Source organism: Helicobacter sp. MIT 21-1697 (genome assembly GCF_026241255.1).
Taxonomy (GTDB): domain Bacteria; phylum Campylobacterota; class Campylobacteria; order Campylobacterales; family Helicobacteraceae; genus Helicobacter_C.
In genome coordinates, this window is the sequence record NZ_JAPHNC010000004.1 from 96,583 (window position 1) to 113,822 (window position 17,240).

At 36.2% G+C, this 17,240-nt stretch carries 19 protein-coding genes; 13 read left to right on the top strand and 6 right to left on the bottom strand.

Going from position 1 to position 17,240, the window contains the following annotated elements:
- The 9 genes from OQH61_RS05155 (at position 1) to OQH61_RS05195 (ending at position 8,325) form a co-directional block, all read left to right on the top strand.
- Positions 1-342, top strand: coding sequence for a hypothetical protein (locus OQH61_RS05155; RefSeq protein ID WP_266026236.1), 342 nt, complete (start codon positions 1-3; stop codon positions 340-342).
- Positions 342-758, top strand: coding sequence for a Holliday junction resolvase RuvX (gene ruvX, locus OQH61_RS05160; protein ID WP_266026237.1), 417 nt, complete (start codon positions 342-344; stop codon positions 756-758). Before OQH61_RS05155 ends, ruvX begins: the two co-directional genes overlap by 1 nt.
- A gap of 147 nt (positions 759-905) precedes the next feature.
- Positions 906-1,310: an NINE protein gene (locus tag OQH61_RS05165; protein ID WP_266026238.1), complete on the top strand. Its 405-nt coding sequence runs from the start codon at positions 906-908 to the stop codon at positions 1,308-1,310.
- A 29-nt stretch (positions 1,311-1,339) separates the two neighbouring features.
- Entirely contained in the window at positions 1,340-2,134 is a 795-nt protein-coding gene (locus OQH61_RS05170; RefSeq protein ID WP_266026239.1) for a hypothetical protein, read from the top strand.
- A gap of 560 nt (positions 2,135-2,694) precedes the next feature.
- Complete coding sequence (locus tag OQH61_RS05175) at positions 2,695-3,075, top strand: NINE protein (protein WP_266026240.1); 381 nt, start codon at positions 2,695-2,697, stop codon at positions 3,073-3,075.
- Positions 3,076-3,176: 101 nt separating this feature from the next.
- Positions 3,177-3,851 carry a hypothetical protein gene (locus OQH61_RS05180; protein ID WP_266026241.1) on the top strand — a complete coding sequence of 225 codons (675 nt, stop codon included), beginning with the start codon at positions 3,177-3,179 and terminating at the stop codon, positions 3,849-3,851.
- The gene (locus tag OQH61_RS05185; protein ID WP_266026242.1) at positions 3,848-4,366 is read left to right on the top strand and encodes a hypothetical protein; all 519 of its coding nucleotides are present in this window, start codon (positions 3,848-3,850) and stop codon (positions 4,364-4,366) included. The genes OQH61_RS05180 and OQH61_RS05185 overlap by 4 nt, the downstream gene beginning before the upstream one ends.
- Before the next feature lie 592 nt (positions 4,367-4,958).
- The gene (locus OQH61_RS05190; RefSeq protein ID WP_266026243.1) at positions 4,959-6,533 is read left to right on the top strand and encodes a hypothetical protein; all 1,575 of its coding nucleotides are present in this window, start codon (positions 4,959-4,961) and stop codon (positions 6,531-6,533) included.
- A complete protein-coding gene (locus tag OQH61_RS05195; RefSeq protein WP_266026244.1) occupies positions 6,526-8,325 on the top strand; it encodes a DUF262 domain-containing protein in 1,800 nt (599 codons plus the stop codon). The genes OQH61_RS05190 and OQH61_RS05195 overlap by 8 nt, the downstream gene beginning before the upstream one ends.
- A gap of 50 nt (positions 8,326-8,375) precedes the next feature.
- On the opposite strand, the gene ybeY is transcribed toward OQH61_RS05195, so the two are convergent.
- Positions 8,376-8,885 (bottom strand): rRNA maturation RNase YbeY, encoded by a 510-nt coding sequence (gene ybeY / locus OQH61_RS05200; protein WP_266026245.1) that lies wholly within the window; start codon positions 8,883-8,885, stop codon positions 8,376-8,378.
- Positions 8,886-8,979: 94 nt separating this feature from the next.
- Here ybeY and speA point away from each other — a divergent pair, with 94 nt between their 5' ends.
- On the top strand, positions 8,980-10,833 hold the full coding sequence (speA, locus tag OQH61_RS05205; protein ID WP_266026246.1) for an arginine decarboxylase: 1,854 nt from the start codon (positions 8,980-8,982) through the stop codon (positions 10,831-10,833).
- A complete protein-coding gene (gene cysE / locus OQH61_RS05210; protein WP_266026247.1) occupies positions 10,833-11,537 on the top strand; it encodes a serine O-acetyltransferase in 705 nt (234 codons plus the stop codon). Before speA ends, cysE begins: the two co-directional genes overlap by 1 nt.
- Here the strand turns inward: cysE and OQH61_RS05215 are convergent.
- The 5 genes from OQH61_RS05215 to OQH61_RS05235 are packed head-to-tail and all read right to left on the bottom strand — an operon-like array spanning position 11,534 to position 14,982.
- Positions 11,534-12,559, bottom strand: coding sequence for a hypothetical protein (locus tag OQH61_RS05215; RefSeq protein WP_266026248.1), 1,026 nt, complete (start codon positions 12,557-12,559; stop codon positions 11,534-11,536). The genes cysE and OQH61_RS05215 overlap by 4 nt on opposite strands.
- Positions 12,559-12,915, bottom strand: a complete 357-nt coding sequence (gene dksA, locus OQH61_RS05220) for an RNA polymerase-binding protein DksA (RefSeq protein WP_266026249.1) — start codon at positions 12,913-12,915, stop codon at positions 12,559-12,561. The genes OQH61_RS05215 and dksA overlap by 1 nt, the downstream gene beginning before the upstream one ends.
- A gap of 9 nt (positions 12,916-12,924) precedes the next feature.
- Positions 12,925-13,386, bottom strand: coding sequence for a 23S rRNA (pseudouridine(1915)-N(3))-methyltransferase RlmH (gene rlmH / locus OQH61_RS05225; RefSeq protein ID WP_266026250.1), 462 nt, complete (start codon positions 13,384-13,386; stop codon positions 12,925-12,927).
- The gene (gene accD / locus OQH61_RS05230) at positions 13,358-14,236 is read right to left on the bottom strand and encodes an acetyl-CoA carboxylase, carboxyltransferase subunit beta (protein ID WP_266026251.1); all 879 of its coding nucleotides are present in this window, start codon (positions 14,234-14,236) and stop codon (positions 13,358-13,360) included. The genes rlmH and accD overlap by 29 nt, the downstream gene beginning before the upstream one ends.
- A 2-nt stretch (positions 14,237-14,238) precedes the next feature.
- The gene (locus OQH61_RS05235) at positions 14,239-14,982 is read right to left on the bottom strand and encodes an inositol monophosphatase family protein (protein WP_266026252.1); all 744 of its coding nucleotides are present in this window, start codon (positions 14,980-14,982) and stop codon (positions 14,239-14,241) included.
- A 68-nt stretch (positions 14,983-15,050) separates the two neighbouring features.
- Between OQH61_RS05235 and recO the strand changes: the two genes are divergently transcribed.
- Positions 15,051-15,677 carry a recombination protein RecO gene (gene recO / locus OQH61_RS05240; protein WP_266026253.1) on the top strand — a complete coding sequence of 209 codons (627 nt, stop codon included), beginning with the start codon at positions 15,051-15,053 and terminating at the stop codon, positions 15,675-15,677.
- A gap of 111 nt (positions 15,678-15,788) precedes the next feature.
- Positions 15,789-17,141, top strand: coding sequence for an NADP-specific glutamate dehydrogenase (gene gdhA, locus OQH61_RS05245; RefSeq protein WP_266026254.1), 1,353 nt, complete (start codon positions 15,789-15,791; stop codon positions 17,139-17,141).
- Positions 17,142-17,240 lie beyond the last annotated feature (99 nt).

Consider the following 17,240-nt stretch of genomic DNA (forward strand, 5'->3'; position numbering starts at 1 on the left):
ATGACTGATTTAGATTTGCAAAACAAACTTGAAGAGAATGCTCAGAAACTTAATGCCGCATTTGAACAAAATGCTTCTTTAATTGCTTATATTTTCGCATTTTTTGCTACTTTTGTGCCATTGCTTGGCACATATATCGTGCGCAAGGATTTTGCTAAAGAGAGTATCAATAAGGCTTCAGGAGTAGCATTGCTTCAAGCTTTACTTTTATTCATATTTGCACTTATACCTTTTCTTGGGTGGTTTATACTTATACCCATTGCTGGGGTTATCTTTGCAGTGCTCAATATCCTCGCTGTGATGAAGGCTTACAAATCAGATAGTGTCAAAAAAAGCAAATAATGACACATAACATTCTTGCGTGTGATGTGGGGCTGAAGCGTATTGGCTTAGCCACACTGACACAAGGCATTATCCTCCCTCTCACTCCTATTATTCGTAGTAATCGCAATCAAGCCGCAAAAGAGCTTACCAATGTCCTCAAAGAGCGTGATATACACATACTTGTCGTGGGAATGCCAAGTGGTGGAGAGGCGGCACATAGTGATATGCAAAAGCGTATTTCTCATTTTATTGCGCTTCTTGACTTTGAAGGTGAGATGTGCTTTGTCAATGAAGACTATACAAGCTCCAATGCTTTAGAATCTCTCTCGTATATGAAAAGACAAAATCGTGCTAAAGCCCAAAAAGATGGGCGCATAGATTCTCTAAGTGCGTGTGAAATCCTGCAACGATATATGCAATCGCATAATATTTAGAATCTCAAGCGATTAGAGATGCTCAAATACTTTCTTTCATACATATTCTCTTTTTCCCTCAAATCTCACTTCAATTTCAGCAATATTTAAGCGGGGGGGGGGGGTATAATTCTCCCTTTTATTGCAAAAAAATAAAAAGGAGAATATATGCAAGAAGAAAATGGACAACTTCAGGCGTCAATAATAAGTGGGAATTGGGAGGGTAAAGTCTCTAAAGATTCTTTAATGTTATTACAAGGGAGATTAGCTCAAGTTACAAATGAAAACGCAATAGCGTCCTTTGGACTTATCCAACTTAAAAGCCCTGTGGTAGGATTAATTTTAGGTTTGCTTTTTGGTGGATTGGGTGTAGATAGATTCTATAAGGGTGATATGGGGCTTGGAGCACTTAAGTTAATTGTTTTTATCATTGGTTTTGCTTTATCATTCTTAATTATTCCTCCTATTTTTCCTTGTATTTGGATATTGCTTGATTTTTTTCTCGTGTATAGAGGTATAAGAAAAGATAATTTTGAGAAAATAAATAAGCAATTATTGCTTTCAGGCGTATGAGAATATTGATTATTGCATAAGGGGGCAAAATGAAAAGATTGATTGTGAGCATAGCCTTGATAATAGGGATAGTAAATGCAGAGGTTGAAAATGAAGTGCCTTTGGTTCTTTCTTTTGAGGAGATACATTTACCAAAGGCAGCACAGGAATTTAACAATGCAAAAGTTAAGCTTATCAAAGCCAAGACAGATGAAGAGCAATGGAGCAATACAATGAAGCAGAGATATGAAACAAGAAGGTGCTCTGCTGCAGAACATTGCATAGATTTTGGAAAATATCTTGGTTTTTATGATAAATACGATACATATGAGTATTTTCGATGGGCTGATGCTAAGGAAAATGGTGAAAATTTTAAAATATCTCCGCAGAAAAAAGCAAAATTTGAATCACTTAAAAAAGCTATAGGGCAGCTACATACAGATAGAGAAAAATTGAGAAAATTACAATCACTAGAAGAACTTGCAAAAAGAGAGCTTGCCAAAGCGGAATATTATAAGAGTATAGCACAAATCAAACAAGACGATGAGATTAAGGCACAGGAGAAATATGATAAGACAATTTTGCTTTTGAAAAATTATGAGAGTGCTAAGAACAAATACCTTAAAGATGAAAAAGAACACGAAATAATTAAGGCACGCAAAAATAAACTAGAAAAAGAGCTTAAGCAAGTAAATAAGGAGTTTGATAGAGCAAAGTATAACAAACTAGAGGCAGAGTTAGAGAATCTACGAGAGGAGTCAAGCTATGGTGTGTCTTCCTCTAGTGTAGATGAGGCATATCAAAAATTTGAAAATGCACTAGATAAATTGATAGGTGAGCTTTAATTTGTGATATAATGGCTTTATGAGTAGAAAAGAAAAAATAAAAGTAATGATTGACCTATATAAGACTTTATTACTAAGTTTTATAACTGCATTGTTTGGCGTGTTGGGTTATACATTTATCAATTATGACACTTTTACAAACTTTAAAATAGCAATAGTTTCATTCATTGCTATTTTACTTCTTGTATGTATTGTTTTGTGTTTAATGCTTTTCCTTAGATTAGCAAATAAATTAGAAAAGGAGGATTAATGATAGCCTTAATAATAACTTTGATTTGTTTTGTTAGTGCTTGTGGAGCTATTATGCTAACACTTTTAAAATTGCAAGATGGGTTAGAATAATATCCAAAGACTAGAAACATTTTCTTTCCCTTACTCACTTTGCGCTACGCATTTACTCAACTCACTTTCTATAACTATCATCTTTCTCGGATTATTGATTATTCTTTCATTCCTCTAGAATCTTGCCCCTCAAATCTCACTTCAATTTCAGCAATATTTAAGCGGGGGGGGGGGGTATAATTCTCCTTTTTATTGCAAAAAAATAAAAAGGAGAATAAATGCAAGAAGAAAATGGACAACTTCAGGAACAACAAGCACAAATCGTTGGTGCAAAATGGCGGGGCAAGGTCCCAAAAAATCATTTGGAATTACTCCAAGGGAGATTGGCTCAAATTACAGATGAGAAAAAAATCGCTTCTCTAGGGCTCATTGAACTCAAAAGCCCTGTGGTAGGATTGATTTTAGGTTTGCTTTTTGGTGGATTGGGTGTAGATAGATTCTATAAAGGTGATACTGGACTTGCAATCGGTAAGTTTTTATCGTGTTTTATTATTGTTGGATTCTTTTGGACGATTATTGATTGGTTCTTAGTATGGAAAGGCATTAAGAAAGATAACTTTGAGAAAATCAATAATCAACTGCTGCTCTCTGGAGTGTAGAGATTGGCTTAAGGTTTAAATAAAGCCAAGAGAGCAAAGGCTTTTGAATCTCTTGTGTATGAGGGATATGTGCAGTAAATATAGCACAGAAAGAGGGGGAGATGAAGTTTATAAAGGTTTTGGGGTTTGCATTTGTTTTAATTCTATTGAGTGCGTGTGTAACAGATAGTATGTTGGAGCAGGAGCTAAGCCATTTGCAAGAAGTAGGTGAAAGTATAGAATCTGCCATGCAAAAAGAGCTCAAACCCGAACTCAAAAAGCTCCTCAAAGAAAAACTCAAACATATCAAAGCGTTGCAAAAAAAGCTACAAGCAGAAATCAAATGGATACGAGAAAAGGAATTAGGTATCTTGGATATGGATAAGAGCCTTAAAGTGTTAAAAGAAATGCGAATCTTGGTAGAAAAAGAACAAGCGCTTGATGAAAAAATCATAAAAACCCTTGCAAAAGAGCATAAGCAAAAAGAGCAACAAAGAGAAGAAAAGCTCAAACAACTCTTTGGCATAGCGCTCAATAATGCACTTGATGAAAAAAACGCTGCCCTCACATTGGCGATGAAAGAAAATGAGACAAAAACACAAGAGCAAATCCAAAAGATAAAACAAATGCTAGAGCAAATGCAGCATCAAAAGCTAGGCATTGAAAAAGAAAAAGAGTATAAGAGGGCTTTGAATCTTGCATTAGAACAAAATAAGATAAAGTATCTCAAAGCGCAAATTGAGGAAATGTTGCAACAAAAAGAAGCACAAATGCAGAAACTAAAGGGGAATAAATGAGGGCAAAGATTTTTGGTATTTTGGGATTAAGTTGTGCATTGGTGCTCTTTAGTGCGTGCTCAACAGATAAGAAACTAAAGATTATGCAAGAGCAAAAGCAAACGCTAGAGAGCTTAGAGGCATCAGTGCAACAGCTTCTATCCCTCCAAGAGCAGCTCAATGATTTTGAGCAAATGCAGCGGCAATTAGCAGAGGTGCGCAAAATAACAATACAAGTTAATTGTGATAAAGAAGCTCAAACGCAATGGACTTTGCCCCAAGAGGTAGAAAATATGTCAGAATCAGAACAACAAAAGCTTTGGCAAACCTTTGCAATTATAAGCCAAATGGAAAAAGATGGCGAGCTCAAACAGATAAATTCTCAAGTGCAGGAATTTTGCAAAGTGGTAGGGGAGTATCTAGCACTCAGTAAAATGCAATATATAATGCAAGAACTAGAGGAAAAGAAAGCATCAATGAGAGCCAAAGAGCAAAGCTGTAAAAGTATAAGCAATCAAGGAAAAAGAAAGCGATAAAATTTGAAAATGCGCTAGATAAATTGATAGGTGAGCTTTAATTTGTGATATAATGACCCTATGAGCAGAAAAGAAATCATTAAAGAGGACATTGCGACTTATAGGGCATATCTACTACTTCTAACAACCTCATTGTTTGGAATCATTGGATATGCAATAATCAACATTGAAACACTTACTACAACACAAATGATTTTAGGCGTTATAGTAAGCATTGTTTTATCTGCTAGTTTTGGATTATTACTCAAAAAATATCTAAAAACTAGAAAAATCTTGGAGGATATGGAATGATTAATGGCATAATACTTTTTAGCACTGCTTTAATTTGCTTGGTAGGTTGTTTTATTTATCTCGTCTCATCAATAGACAAAGCGCAAGATAATATTAAAAAATAGTGCTTGGACATCACTTCCTCACTTGCTTCACGCTATACACTCACTAAACTTAGAATCCCATATATTTAGGTTTTTGCTGGATTACTTGATTCTTTGATTTATTCTTCCCAAATTGTATCTGAATTTCAGTAATATTTAAGCGGGGGGGGGGGGGTATAATACTTCTCCTTAATAGCAAAAAAGAAAGAGGTTTGGGAATGTATCAAGAATCTGTTTGTAAAGATTTCATCACAAAATATCTTAGCGATAATACGCGTCATAGCTTTGATGATAATGATATAAAAATAAAGGCGTTTGAGGCTTTTGAATGCGAACTTTTTGTGCAAATCAGCCATAGGATTGTTATCAAAGTAAAAGAGCGCACTTCAAGTTTTGCCAAAGGTGAGCTGTATTCGGCAGGTGATTATCGCTCTATGGTGCAGCAAATAATAAGAGATGAATCTAAAAATCCGCAGCTTTTAGCCTTGCTGTATGAGCGTGTGCAAAGCAGTGAGTATGGAAAAGCACAAGGAATGCTCTGTGAGCTACCACAGAGCTTTTCGTATCAATCAACTTGCAAAGACTGCGCAGGAAAAGGATTTGTAAAATGCACAAATTGCAAGGGCGGACTTGTGAATTGTTCGGCTTGGGGTTGTGATAAAGGGAGAGTGAAAAAGAAACATAAGGATAAAAATGGCATAGAGCGGACATATTTTGAGGATTGCAGTAGGTGTCGTGGCACAGGCAAGATGGAATGTGGGAAATGCAAGGGCAATGGCGTAGTTGATTGTCGTACTTGTAATGCTTCAGGCACTACTATAACTACTGCTAGTTTTGAATGCCATATAGAATCTACCTATTCAATCAAAATCGCAAAAGGAGAGTATCCCTTTGAGCCTAAAGAAGTGATTAAAACCTTATACCAAGAGCAACTCAATACTTATGGAGAGAGCTCTCGCACCGATGTGCAGCAAAATGAGAGTGGCACAATAGAGCATTATCATATTAAGATTCCATTTGCAAGCTGCCAAACGCTTTATCACTCTCAAAGTTTTGAGTGGAGACTTTATGGCATAGATATGCAGGTGGAAAGTGATGGTGGGCTTCTCGTCTATATTTTTAGTAAGGATTTAGAAGCCTTCAAGCATTTGGCACAAAAACCTTATCTAAAGCCATTTTTGCTCATAAGGAGCTCTAAAATTATCAAAACTTTTATGGAATCCAAAAAAAACGAAGAAATCTTTGAAAAGATGCCAATAGAGGGATTTTTGCAAACTATAAAGCTGAAAAAACAATATACAAAGCAAGAAGTAGAATATTTAACAATGGGACAACGAGAATTGATGGGGAATATATGCAAAAAGCTGAGCATCACACAAGATTACCTGCGCGATACCTTGGAATCTATGTATGCTATAACATCAGCTTATTGTAGAGTATCTCGTGTATGGTGGTTTCTTTTTGCTCCAATTTTCTTTACCTTAGCTGTGCGCTTTGCAGCTGATTTTTTTGAAATTAGAGAAAATTTTGGTTTCATATTTATTTCAAGCATATTAGGTTCTATTGTTATTGGATGGCTTTATAGGAAGCTTACTCTTAGAATCTTTTTGGGCAAAGTAGTAGCGCAATGGGTAGATAAAGCTGGACTGAACAAGCTATATTTTTGGAGACATATATTTGCGTATATTGCTTTCTTTATCGTATTAGGCATTGGCATAAGTTTTGTTCCGCCTTTTGTATCTGATATTTTTGGAAATACGACTGAAATAAGTGAAGGAGTAAGTAATGAATGATTATACATTACGCAATTTTTTAAGAGGTTACGAATCATTTTTGATTCCAAACTATCAAAGAGACTATGCGTGGGAAGAAAGGAATTTTGAAGAATTATGGGAAGATTTAGAAGAAAGCATAGAGTTAGCAGATAGGGAGTCTTTACAAGATAAAGGACATTTTCTAGGCACGATTGTTATATCTCCTACAGAATCAAACAATAAAAAAAGAATTGATGTGATTGATGGGCAGCAGAGGCTTACTACAACTTTTATGCTTTTAATTGCATTATGGGAGAGATTAAGCGATAATGAGCGAATGTATCGTGGTAAAGATACTCTTTATAATGGCAATGACTACAAACTTCAAGTTTCCCAATCTAATAGGGATTTTTTTAAATGTATTTTGGAAAATGCTCAAAGCAACAATCTACCGAGTGAAACTCAATTAGCACTCAAGCCATCTACACAGGGGCAATACAATCTCTATAAGGTGTTTAATTGCATACTTGGCAAGGTTGGAAGCTTTGATACTCAAGAGGCTTGCACATATTTCACAAAGCTTTTAGATATGAGACTTATATGTTTTAGCGAACAAAATGCAGGGGTAGCTATCCGCACATTTCAAAGCGTAAATGATAGGGGTGTGCCATTGCGACTTTTGGATAAGCTCAAATCTCTCTTAATTTATTATTCCAATCGTTATTGTAATGATGAAAAGCTTGATTGTATGATTAATGACAGCTTTGGTGAGATTTTTGGAATCTCTATGCGGATTTTTAATCACCCTTATCGCACAGCAGTTTTTGCTACACAATCTAATGAGATTGATGATATTGAGCGCGATGTATTTCGGTATCATCTTGGAAGCAGAACTTTTGAAAACTTTGAGAAATCTTTCTTGGGAACATATAAAGAATCTGCCGAAACGCATTATGTGAGATTAAAACAAGCAATTAAAGCTCTTGCTCAGCAAGATAAAGAAAAACTCAACGTATTTTTAAGTGATTATAGTGATGATTTAAAAGCATTTTTCCACGCTATGTTAAGAATATTTGAGAGAATTAATGAGGATAAAGATTGTGCAATGTTTAAGGCAATAATGATTGAAAATCTTAATCCGATGTATTATAATACTTTTGTGCGCTTAGAGATTGATGATAAACTCAATGAGGAGATGATTACGCTTTTTACTAAGGCAGATTGTATCTTAACCAAGATGAATGGGAAACTCAAAGATCCTTATGATTTGATAAAAGATTATAAAGATAAAGATAGTGTGGCACTCGCACAATCTATTAAGGACAAGGTTAAAAATACAAAAGGCATAAATGTTGAAAACAATATTAATGATTTTGTAGAGAATACTTATAATCAAACACATAAAAAAGTATTCCACTATCTCTTTATTGAAAGAGAATGTAGGGAGGTTGATATTGGGCATTTATTACAACTTTTAGATAAAGAAGATAAGGAGAGAGGTAAAAAAGTCAATCAAGAAATGGAACATATCATATCTCAAAGTGTTTATGAAAATGACGACATTAACACAATAAAAGCTAAAGATTTTAGTGATAAAGATGAGCTAGGAAGATATATAAACACTTATGGTAATTTTCTTTCGCTTGAGAAAGCATATAATGCCAAAGCCTCAAATAATGGTGATGAACATAAAAAAGAAGTATATAAAAAATCTGCCTTGCCATTTGTGGTGAGTTTTGACCCAAAGAAAGTCAATAAGGATTTCATAAAAGAGCGCAACGAGGAAATGAAAAAGTATCTCAAAACAGAGTTTTTCAAAGATTTTCTTTAAGTATTTGCCTTATGGCGGGTAGATTGAAAAGTAGATTGCGCAAGGAGATTCTAAGATTTTGTGTCCATTTCGCGCACGATTAAGCTCTCCTTGAATCCCAAAGATTCTATGATTCTTTGCTCCATTGCGCGTTGCTCCCCATTATCTACTTCGTGATTAAAGCCCAAAATATGCAACAATCCGTGTATAAAAAGCAAACTCACTTCCTCTTGCACACTATGCCCTCGCTTTTGTGCGACTTGCTCGGCAAGTTCTAGGTTAATAACGATACTTCCCAAGCATATTGTCATTTCTTGGGGCATTTGCACAACATCATCTTTAGATTCGCCCTCAAGCGTGTCTAAAGGGAAGCTTAGCACATCAGTTGTGCTATCTTTTGCCCGATGAGTCCGATTAAGCTCTCTCATATTTTGAGAATCCACCACGAGCACTTCAAGAGTGTAGCGCGATAAATCTCGCTCAAATAAGCCCAAATGCCCTATTTTGCAAAGAACATCGCACAAATAGCCTATTTGAGCAAATATATCTTCGTCCATATCAAGTGTGGGCATTGTGCTCATTTTTGCTCCGTTGCGTATAAAATATACTGAAGTATATCCACAAAATGATATAATTCAAACTCATTTTATAATTTGCACTTATAAAGGAAGCATTATGGTTGATTATGGCATTAATTTTTGGGCTAATAATGATTTTATTATTCAAGATGGCAAGGTCAAAGTCAATTTTAAACACAAACCTGCACTGCTTGACATTGTGCAAGATGCGCGTGAGAGAGGATATAAAGGTCCGCTACTGCTCCGATTCCCACATTTAATTAAAAATCAAGTTGATAAGGTGTTCAAAGCCTTTGAAAGTGCGATTAAAGAGTATTCGTATAAGGGCAAGTTTAAAGCCGTTTTTCCTCTTAAAGTTAATCAAATGCCAAATTTTGTCCTCCCTCTTGTGGAACAAAGCCAAAATAAATGCTATGGCTTAGAGGCAGGGAGCAAATCAGAGCTTATTTTGGCGATGGCTTATGTGAATAAAAATTCGCCCATAACGGTGAATGGCTTTAAGGATAAAGAAATGATTTCACTTGGTTTTAGCGCAGCAAATATGGGACACAATATTACACTTACGATTGAGGGCTTAAATGAGCTAGAGACGATTATTGAAGTTGCAAAGGAGCTAGGAGAACCTTATCCCAATATCGGACTTAGAATTCGCCTCCATAGCATAGGTGTAGGTATTTGGGCAAAAAGTGGGGGGATTAATTCAAAATTTGGATTAACAAGCGCAGAACTTTTAGAAGCAATCAATATGCTTGAGAAAGAGCAGTTGTTACATAAATTTACGATGATTCATTTTCATATTGGTAGCCAAATGAGTGATATTTCGCCGCTCAAAAAGGCAATTAGAGAGGCAGGGAATATTTATGCAGAGTTGCGTAAAAAAGGTGCAAAAAATCTGAAATGCGTCAATATTGGTGGTGGCTTAGCGGTAGAATATACCCAACACGAGGGTAAAAATAGCTGCAATTACACACTAAGTGAGTTTAGCGGTGATGTTGTGTTTTCATTGCAGCAAATTGCCAAAAACAAAAAAGAGCCTGAACCCGATATTCTTATAGAATCTGGACGCTTTATCGCAGCAAATCACGCAGTATTAGTCGCACCTGTGCTAGAGCTTTTTTCACAAGAATATGATGAAAAAGCCCTCAAGCTCAAAAAGCATAATCCACCGCTTATTGAGGAGCTTTTTGACTTATATAATAGCGTGGTAGAGAAAAATGCGATTGAATATTTGCACGATAGCCTTGATCATATGGAATCTTTGCTCACGCTTTTTGATTTGGGCTATATTGATTTGCAAGACCGCTCAAATACCGAAGTGCTCGTGCATTTGATTATCAAAAAAGTCATTAAACTTTTAAAACATAAAAGTCATAATGAGATTCTCCAAATCCAAGAACAAGTCCAAGAGCGATATTTGCTTAATTGCAGCTTTTTTCAATCTTTGCCTGATTATTGGGGTCTAGGACAGCATTTTCCCATAATGCCGCTTGATAGGCTCAATCGCCGCCCAACTAGAAGCGCGAGTTTGTGGGATATTACTTGTGATTCTGATGGAGAAATTGCTTTTAATGCTACTCAACCGCTTTTTTTGCACGATGTTGATGTAACTAAAGAGGAGTATTTTTTAGGCTTTTTTCTTGTAGGCGCATATCAAGAGGTGCTAGGTATGCGACATAATCTTTTTACTCACCCTACTGAATTTAGCATTGAATTTGATGATGAGCTCAATAAAGGTTATGAGCTTACGCGTTTGATTGAGGCTCAAACGAGCTTAGATGTGCTTGATGATTTAGATTATGATACCAAAGAGATTGAACGCCGATTAAAACAGCACATTGAAGAGAATCATAATCTTGATGAAGAGGGTAAAAAAGAAATGCTCGGGCAACTCTATGTAATGCTAAGCGAAAATGGGTATTTACGCACTATTGCTACCAAAGGAAGAGATTAATGAGTTTATGGAGCATTATCAAAGAGGATTTTCATATTATTAAGCAAAAAGACCCTGCACTCAATAAGAGTATAGAGTTATTTTTTAATTATCCGGGGCTCATTGCATTGGTGCATTATCGCATAGCTCATCGTTTTCATAAGGCTGGATTCAAAGTGTTGGCGCGTATTTTAATGGGGCTTACAGGTTTTATAACAAATGTGGATATTCACCCTGCAGCTATCATTGGCAGACGCGTATTTATTGATCACGCCACAGGGGTAGTCATTGGTGAGACAGCCGAAGTGGGCAATGATGTGATGATTTATCAGGGCGTTACGCTTGGAGGCACGAGTCTTGATAAAGTCAAGCGCCACCCTACAATAGAAGATGGTGTAGTTATTGGAGCAGGTGCGAAGATTCTAGGTAATATAAGAATTGGCGCAAATGCCAAAATTGGCGCAAATTCTGTTGTGATTAAAGATGTGCCACCAGATTGCACCGCAGTTGGAATCCCTGCAAGAGTGATTGTGAAAGGTCGCGCACAAGGAATTAATGCAATTAATAAGTTGCCCGATATTGATAGGGCATTATTTGAATATTTGTTTAAGCGTTTGCAGATTCTAGAATCTGCTCAAGATGAGCGCAATAGCACAAAGCTTAAGGTAGAGCTTGAAAGCCTTGATGAGCTTTATGCACATTTCTTGCAGTCTCTTAAAGGTTAAGATTGCAAAAGAAAAATATCAAATGGATAGTGTTTGCCGCTATTTTTAAGGTCTAAATACGCATCAATGAGTTTATATTCGCCTTTAGCGTGAGAACGATGTCTCTCTTTTGCTTTATCAATCATTTCAAGCTCAAAGAGCACATAAAAGAATGCCATTTCTGCCTTCTCATCATTATCTGCACATTCTTCAAAAAATTTTATCCATTCATTGGGTGTAAGCACCCCTTTACTCTCTCTTGCATATTGGATATATTCCATTGCATCACTTCCTACATTTTTAAGAGCCTCTCTCATATTTTCAACATTGATGTTTTGAGGGTATTTGAGATAGATTCTAAACATTTCTTGCGCAAGTGCTTTATCAATGCTAAGGTGAGGGAGTTGCGAGAGAAGTTTATCAAGCTCTTTTGGTTGAGCATTTTTTAAAATTTCAAGCACAGCGTGGCGTTTAAGCTCATCAGGATATTCTTCGCTTAAAACATTAAATCCAAATTTATAATTTGCGTTGATTTTATTTTTAAGATTTTGGATATTAAATTTGTTTTCGCGGTTTAAATGATAGCTTTTGAGCTCTACGACTTTGCCACTCATTACATCTTTATAATTCTCAAATAATGTGTCAATTTTACGATTAAAGCTTTCCATAGAATCTAATCGTGGTTTGAGATAGAATCTTTGCAATATTTTAGAGAGGTCTCCAAAGGCTTTGCGCTTATACACACGATTTTTGATAGGTTGATTAAGGGCTTGTTCATTAATTTGTGTAAGGAGTTTGTCATAATCATTTTTGCGGTGATAATCCTCTATCACATCTTTTGCCCAAGCTGAAGCAAAAAATACCAAAGTAGCCACGAAAAATATACATACAATACCCATAATCCATACTGCCACAGGCAAAGTAATCTCCGCTGAACTGAAGGGAAGTGTATAAGTGTAGTTTTGGGATTGCAGACTATAAATATAGAGCCCACACACTAACATAAATACTATTGAAAAAATCACATAATATTTTAATTTCATTATCGCTCCTTTTTTTGGGTTTGTTCAAATAACTCACGGCAGTTTATACAATATTTTGCGTGAGGTTTGACTTTGAGACGCTCCACATCAATTTCATCATCACACATTTCACACACTCCAAATATACCATCTTTGATTTTTTGCAACGCTTTGCGAATATCTTTTACCTCATCTTTGTATAGATCAATCATACCCATTTCAAGACTGCCTTGTAAGCCAGCACCTACAATATCACCTTCGTCTTTATGATGAGCGTCTTGAATATTTTTGATAGAAGTGTTTTTGCTATCAATATTAGCACAGAGCTTACTTAAACGTTCATTGAGAAGTGTCTCAAAAAAAGTATAATCAATCATAAATCCTCCTTATTTGTGGTATGGGTGAGAATGTAAAATGCTTAATGCCCGATAGATTTGTTCGCATAGCACGAGTTTAGCAATTTTATGACTCAAGGTCATTGCGCTTAAACTCACGCCTTTGCCTAATCGCACGAATGATTCTTCAAAGCCAAAGGCTCCACCAATAAAAAATTGAATGATGTGTTGAGATTCTAGAAGTTTAGCAAAATTTTGAGAATCATAATTGTATCCTTTGGGGTGCAAAATGAGATTGAATGCCCTAGGAAGTGAGATATAGGGGAGAAAAGTTTGTGTGTAAGATTGCTGCGCTTTTGCGCTTGATATTTTTTGCGCTTTAAGCACGGCTTGAGGAAGTAAGTCAAAAATTTGTATTTCTACACCAAACTGCTTACATTGCATACATAGCTCCTCTTGTAATGCTTGATATTTTGCATCTTTTTTAGCTATAGAATAAATGTTGATTTGCATAATTTGGATTAAGCATTTTGCTTATATCGCTCAAGGTTTGTTTTAAATCTTTCCGATGCACTACCATATCAATAAGCCCGTGCTCAAGCAAAAACTCTGCTGTTTGGAATCCCTCTGGTAAATCTGCACCAATAGTTTGTTTAATAACACGCGGTCCTGCAAATCCAATAATTGCGCCCGGTTCGGCAATGATAATATCTCCTAAAAATGCAAATGATGCGCTTACTCCACCAAATGTCGGGTCAAGAAGCACAGAAATAAAAGGCAGTTTTGCTTCAGAGAGTTTGTTTAATGCAGCAGAGGTTTTTGCCATTTGCATCAGTGAAAAAGTAGATTCTTGCATACGCGCCCCACCGCTTGTAGAGAGAATCACAAGTGTTTGTTTTTTAGCAACTGCCCTATCAATGGCTCGCACAATTTTTTCACCCTCTACTGAACCCAAAGAACCACCCATAAAAGCAAAATCAAAAAGCACAAGCTGCATTTCTATCCCACCCACAAGCGCCTCTCCTGCGATGACTGAACTTGCTCGCCCTGTTTTTTCCTCACTCTCTTGAATGCGTTTTTTATAGCTTTTTTTATCTACAAACTCAAGCGGGTCAATAGGGCGCAAATCTTTATCAATTTCAATGAAGGTATCCTTATCACAAAGCATTTCTATGCGCTCTTGTGCGGAGATTCTAAAATGATAGTTACATTTAGGGCAGATATGGGATTGTGAAAAGACTTCTTTATAATACATCATTGAGTTGCAGCTGGGACATTTGAGCCAATGGTTAGGCACATCAATTTTTGTTCCTGCTTCTTTGCTTTCTTCTTTCTTTGCTTTAAATAAATCACTCAAGCCCATTTTTATCCTTTATGAGTTATTAAATTGTAAATAATATCAAAAATATGTTTATCTTTACTTATAAGGGTAAAATTGTTTGTGTGTAAATGATGTAATTGCTTACACAAAAACAATCCAGCCTTGCTATCAAACTTGCGAATATTGCCAAGAAAAAGCATAAAATTTACCTCATAAGATTTTGCGATAGAGAGCGCACTTGCCCCTAAAGAGCGGAATTTTAAATGATTTTCATAAAGCAATGTAGCAAAGTGAGGATTGCAATATGCTTTTTCAAAAATACCACATTTACCCAAAGGAGTAGGATTAAGCGGCATAAAGCAGGATTCCCCTTGCTGAATATAAGATTCTATGGAGAATCTAAAAGGTTTATCTCCAAGATGAGCAAAGCCCTCTTTGGCACAAAAGTTAAATATCACTGCTTCTTTGACTTTGTCATTTGCATCACATAAGGCAAGAGATGAGCCATAATAAGGAATGTGTGAAAGGAAATTATCGCTCCCATCAAGCGGGTCAAGGACGATGCAATCATTCCCTACACCATTTATAAAGCCACTTTCTTCAGAATCTATATTTGCTAGTGGAATGAGATATTCCGCGTAAATCTGCTCACTCAGTAAATCTGCACCAATACTTTTATCGCCTCCAGCACCAATACTATGGGTGATATAGAGTGCCTTATTTTTTTCTTCTAAAGCAAGAATGATTTTGTGTGTGGCTAAAATTGCCTTATGCAAAAACTCGCTCAATGCCTACCTCATCACTTATGAATTTAGGTTAGAATTATGCTCTGAATTTTCTTAAATTAAGGATAGAAGTGCAAGGCTATATTTTACATATGCAAAAAATGCGCACAGAAGATATGATTGTGAAGATTCTCACCCCCACACATATAAAAACACTTTATAGATTCTATGGTGCGCGTCATAGTATTATTAACCTAGGGCGCAAAATTGATTTTGAGGAAGAAAACCAAATAGGTTTTTTGCCAAAGCTTAAACATATTTTGCATCTTGCGTATAAGTGGGAGCTTGAAAACGAGCGCTATTATATATGGCAACATTTTATTAAGCTTTTGCACACGCATTTATTTGATGTGTATGATATTGATGAGTTTTATTTTCAACTTCTTGAAGAGGGGGCACAAAAGATTCATTTTCAGAATCCTAAACGCGTAGCTCTTGAAATGTATGCTCAATTACTTTATTTTGAAGGCAGAGCACATCAGGATATGCAACACACACAAGTATGCTTTGTGTGTCAAGAATCTCTTACAGAACATATTGCTTTGGGCAGAGCTTTTCTTTTTGCACACCAATCTTGTATAGGTGGGAAAACATTTCGGGCAGAACGAATTTTGCATTTTTTGCAAAAACAGAGCACAATTTTGCTTGAAAATGTAGAAGTTGATGAATTATGGGAAATTTTGGGACTTGGATTGTAAAAATTACCTTTAATTTAAGCTTAATTAAGAATTTTTCAAGTTTTATTACTACAAAATGTCAGAGCGTTAAACGCACATCTTAAAATTAAAATATCCGAAAGGAGGCACAATATGTCATACGCAAGTAATGTTCTTAACAAACTTAAGGAACAATATCCTTCACAGATACTTTTTCATCAAGCTGTGGAGGAGGTTTTTCAATCCCTAGAACCGGCTCTCCAAAAGGATAAGAAATATGAATCTTATGCGATACTTGAGCGCCTCACAATGCCAGATAGAGAAATCCATTTTCGTGTAAGTTGGATTGATGATAATGGCAAAATCCAAACAAACAGAGCTTATCGTATTGAGTTTAACTCTGCGATTGGACCATATAAAGGCGGATTGCGATTTCACCCAAGTGTAAATGAGGGTGTGATCAAGTTTTTGGGATTTGAACAGATTCTCAAAAATTCTCTTACAACTCTCGCTATGGGCGGTGGTAAGGGCGGAAGTGATTTTGACCCAAAAGGTAAAAGCGAAGGTGAAATAATGCGATTTTGTCAAGCTTTTATGAATGAGCTTTATCGTCATATTGGTGCAACTACTGATGTCCCAGCAGGAGATATTGGTGTGGGTGGCAGAGAGATAGGTTATCTTTTTGGACAATATCGCAAACTTACAAATTGTTTTGAGGGTGTTTTTACAGGTAAAGCACTTTCTTGGGGCGGTAGCCTTGTGCGCACAGAAGCAACAGGTTATGGTTGTGTATATTTTGCTCAAGAAATGCTTAAAGCTAGAGGTGAAAGCTTAGAGGGCAAGGTTTGTAGTGTTTCAGGTGCGGGTAATGTTGCTATTTATACGATTGAAAAACTTCAACAACTTGGCGCTATTCCTGTTACTGCAAGCGATTCTCAAGGTATGATTTACGATAAAGAAGGTATTGATTTGGCATTACTTAAAGAAATTAAAGAAGTCAAACGTTTAACACTTGCAGAATATGCCAAAGCAAGACCTCAAGCAGTTTATACAAAAGTAAGCGATTATCCAAAAGATAGTAATCCTGTGTGGGCTATTCCTTGTTTTGCAGCATTCCCAAGTGCTACACAAAATGAGCTTAATGGTAATGATGCTAAAACATTGCTTAGCAATGGTTGCAAATGTGTGAGCGAAGGTGCAAATATGCCCTCAACCATTGAAGCTGTGCATCAGTTTCTTAATGCGAAAATCTGCTATGGACCGGGTAAAGCTGCAAATGCAGGCGGAGTGGCAGTAAGTGGTTTAGAAATGGCACAAAATGCAAGTATGAATCCTTGGAGTTTTGAAGTTGTAGATGCTCATTTACACAAAATTATGGAAAGTATCTACGCAAACGCAAGTGAAACTGCAAAAGAATTTGGTGAGCCTACAAATTTAGTGCTTGGGGCAAATATCGCTGGATTTAGAAAAGTCGCTGGAGCAATGATAGACCAAGGCGTGATTTAAGCCTGCAATCCTGCTTGCAGATTCTAAATCGTAGGATTTAGAATCTGCTTATCTAATTGCTTTTTGTGGAATCAACAAATTTTAATGCCTTTTTTACAC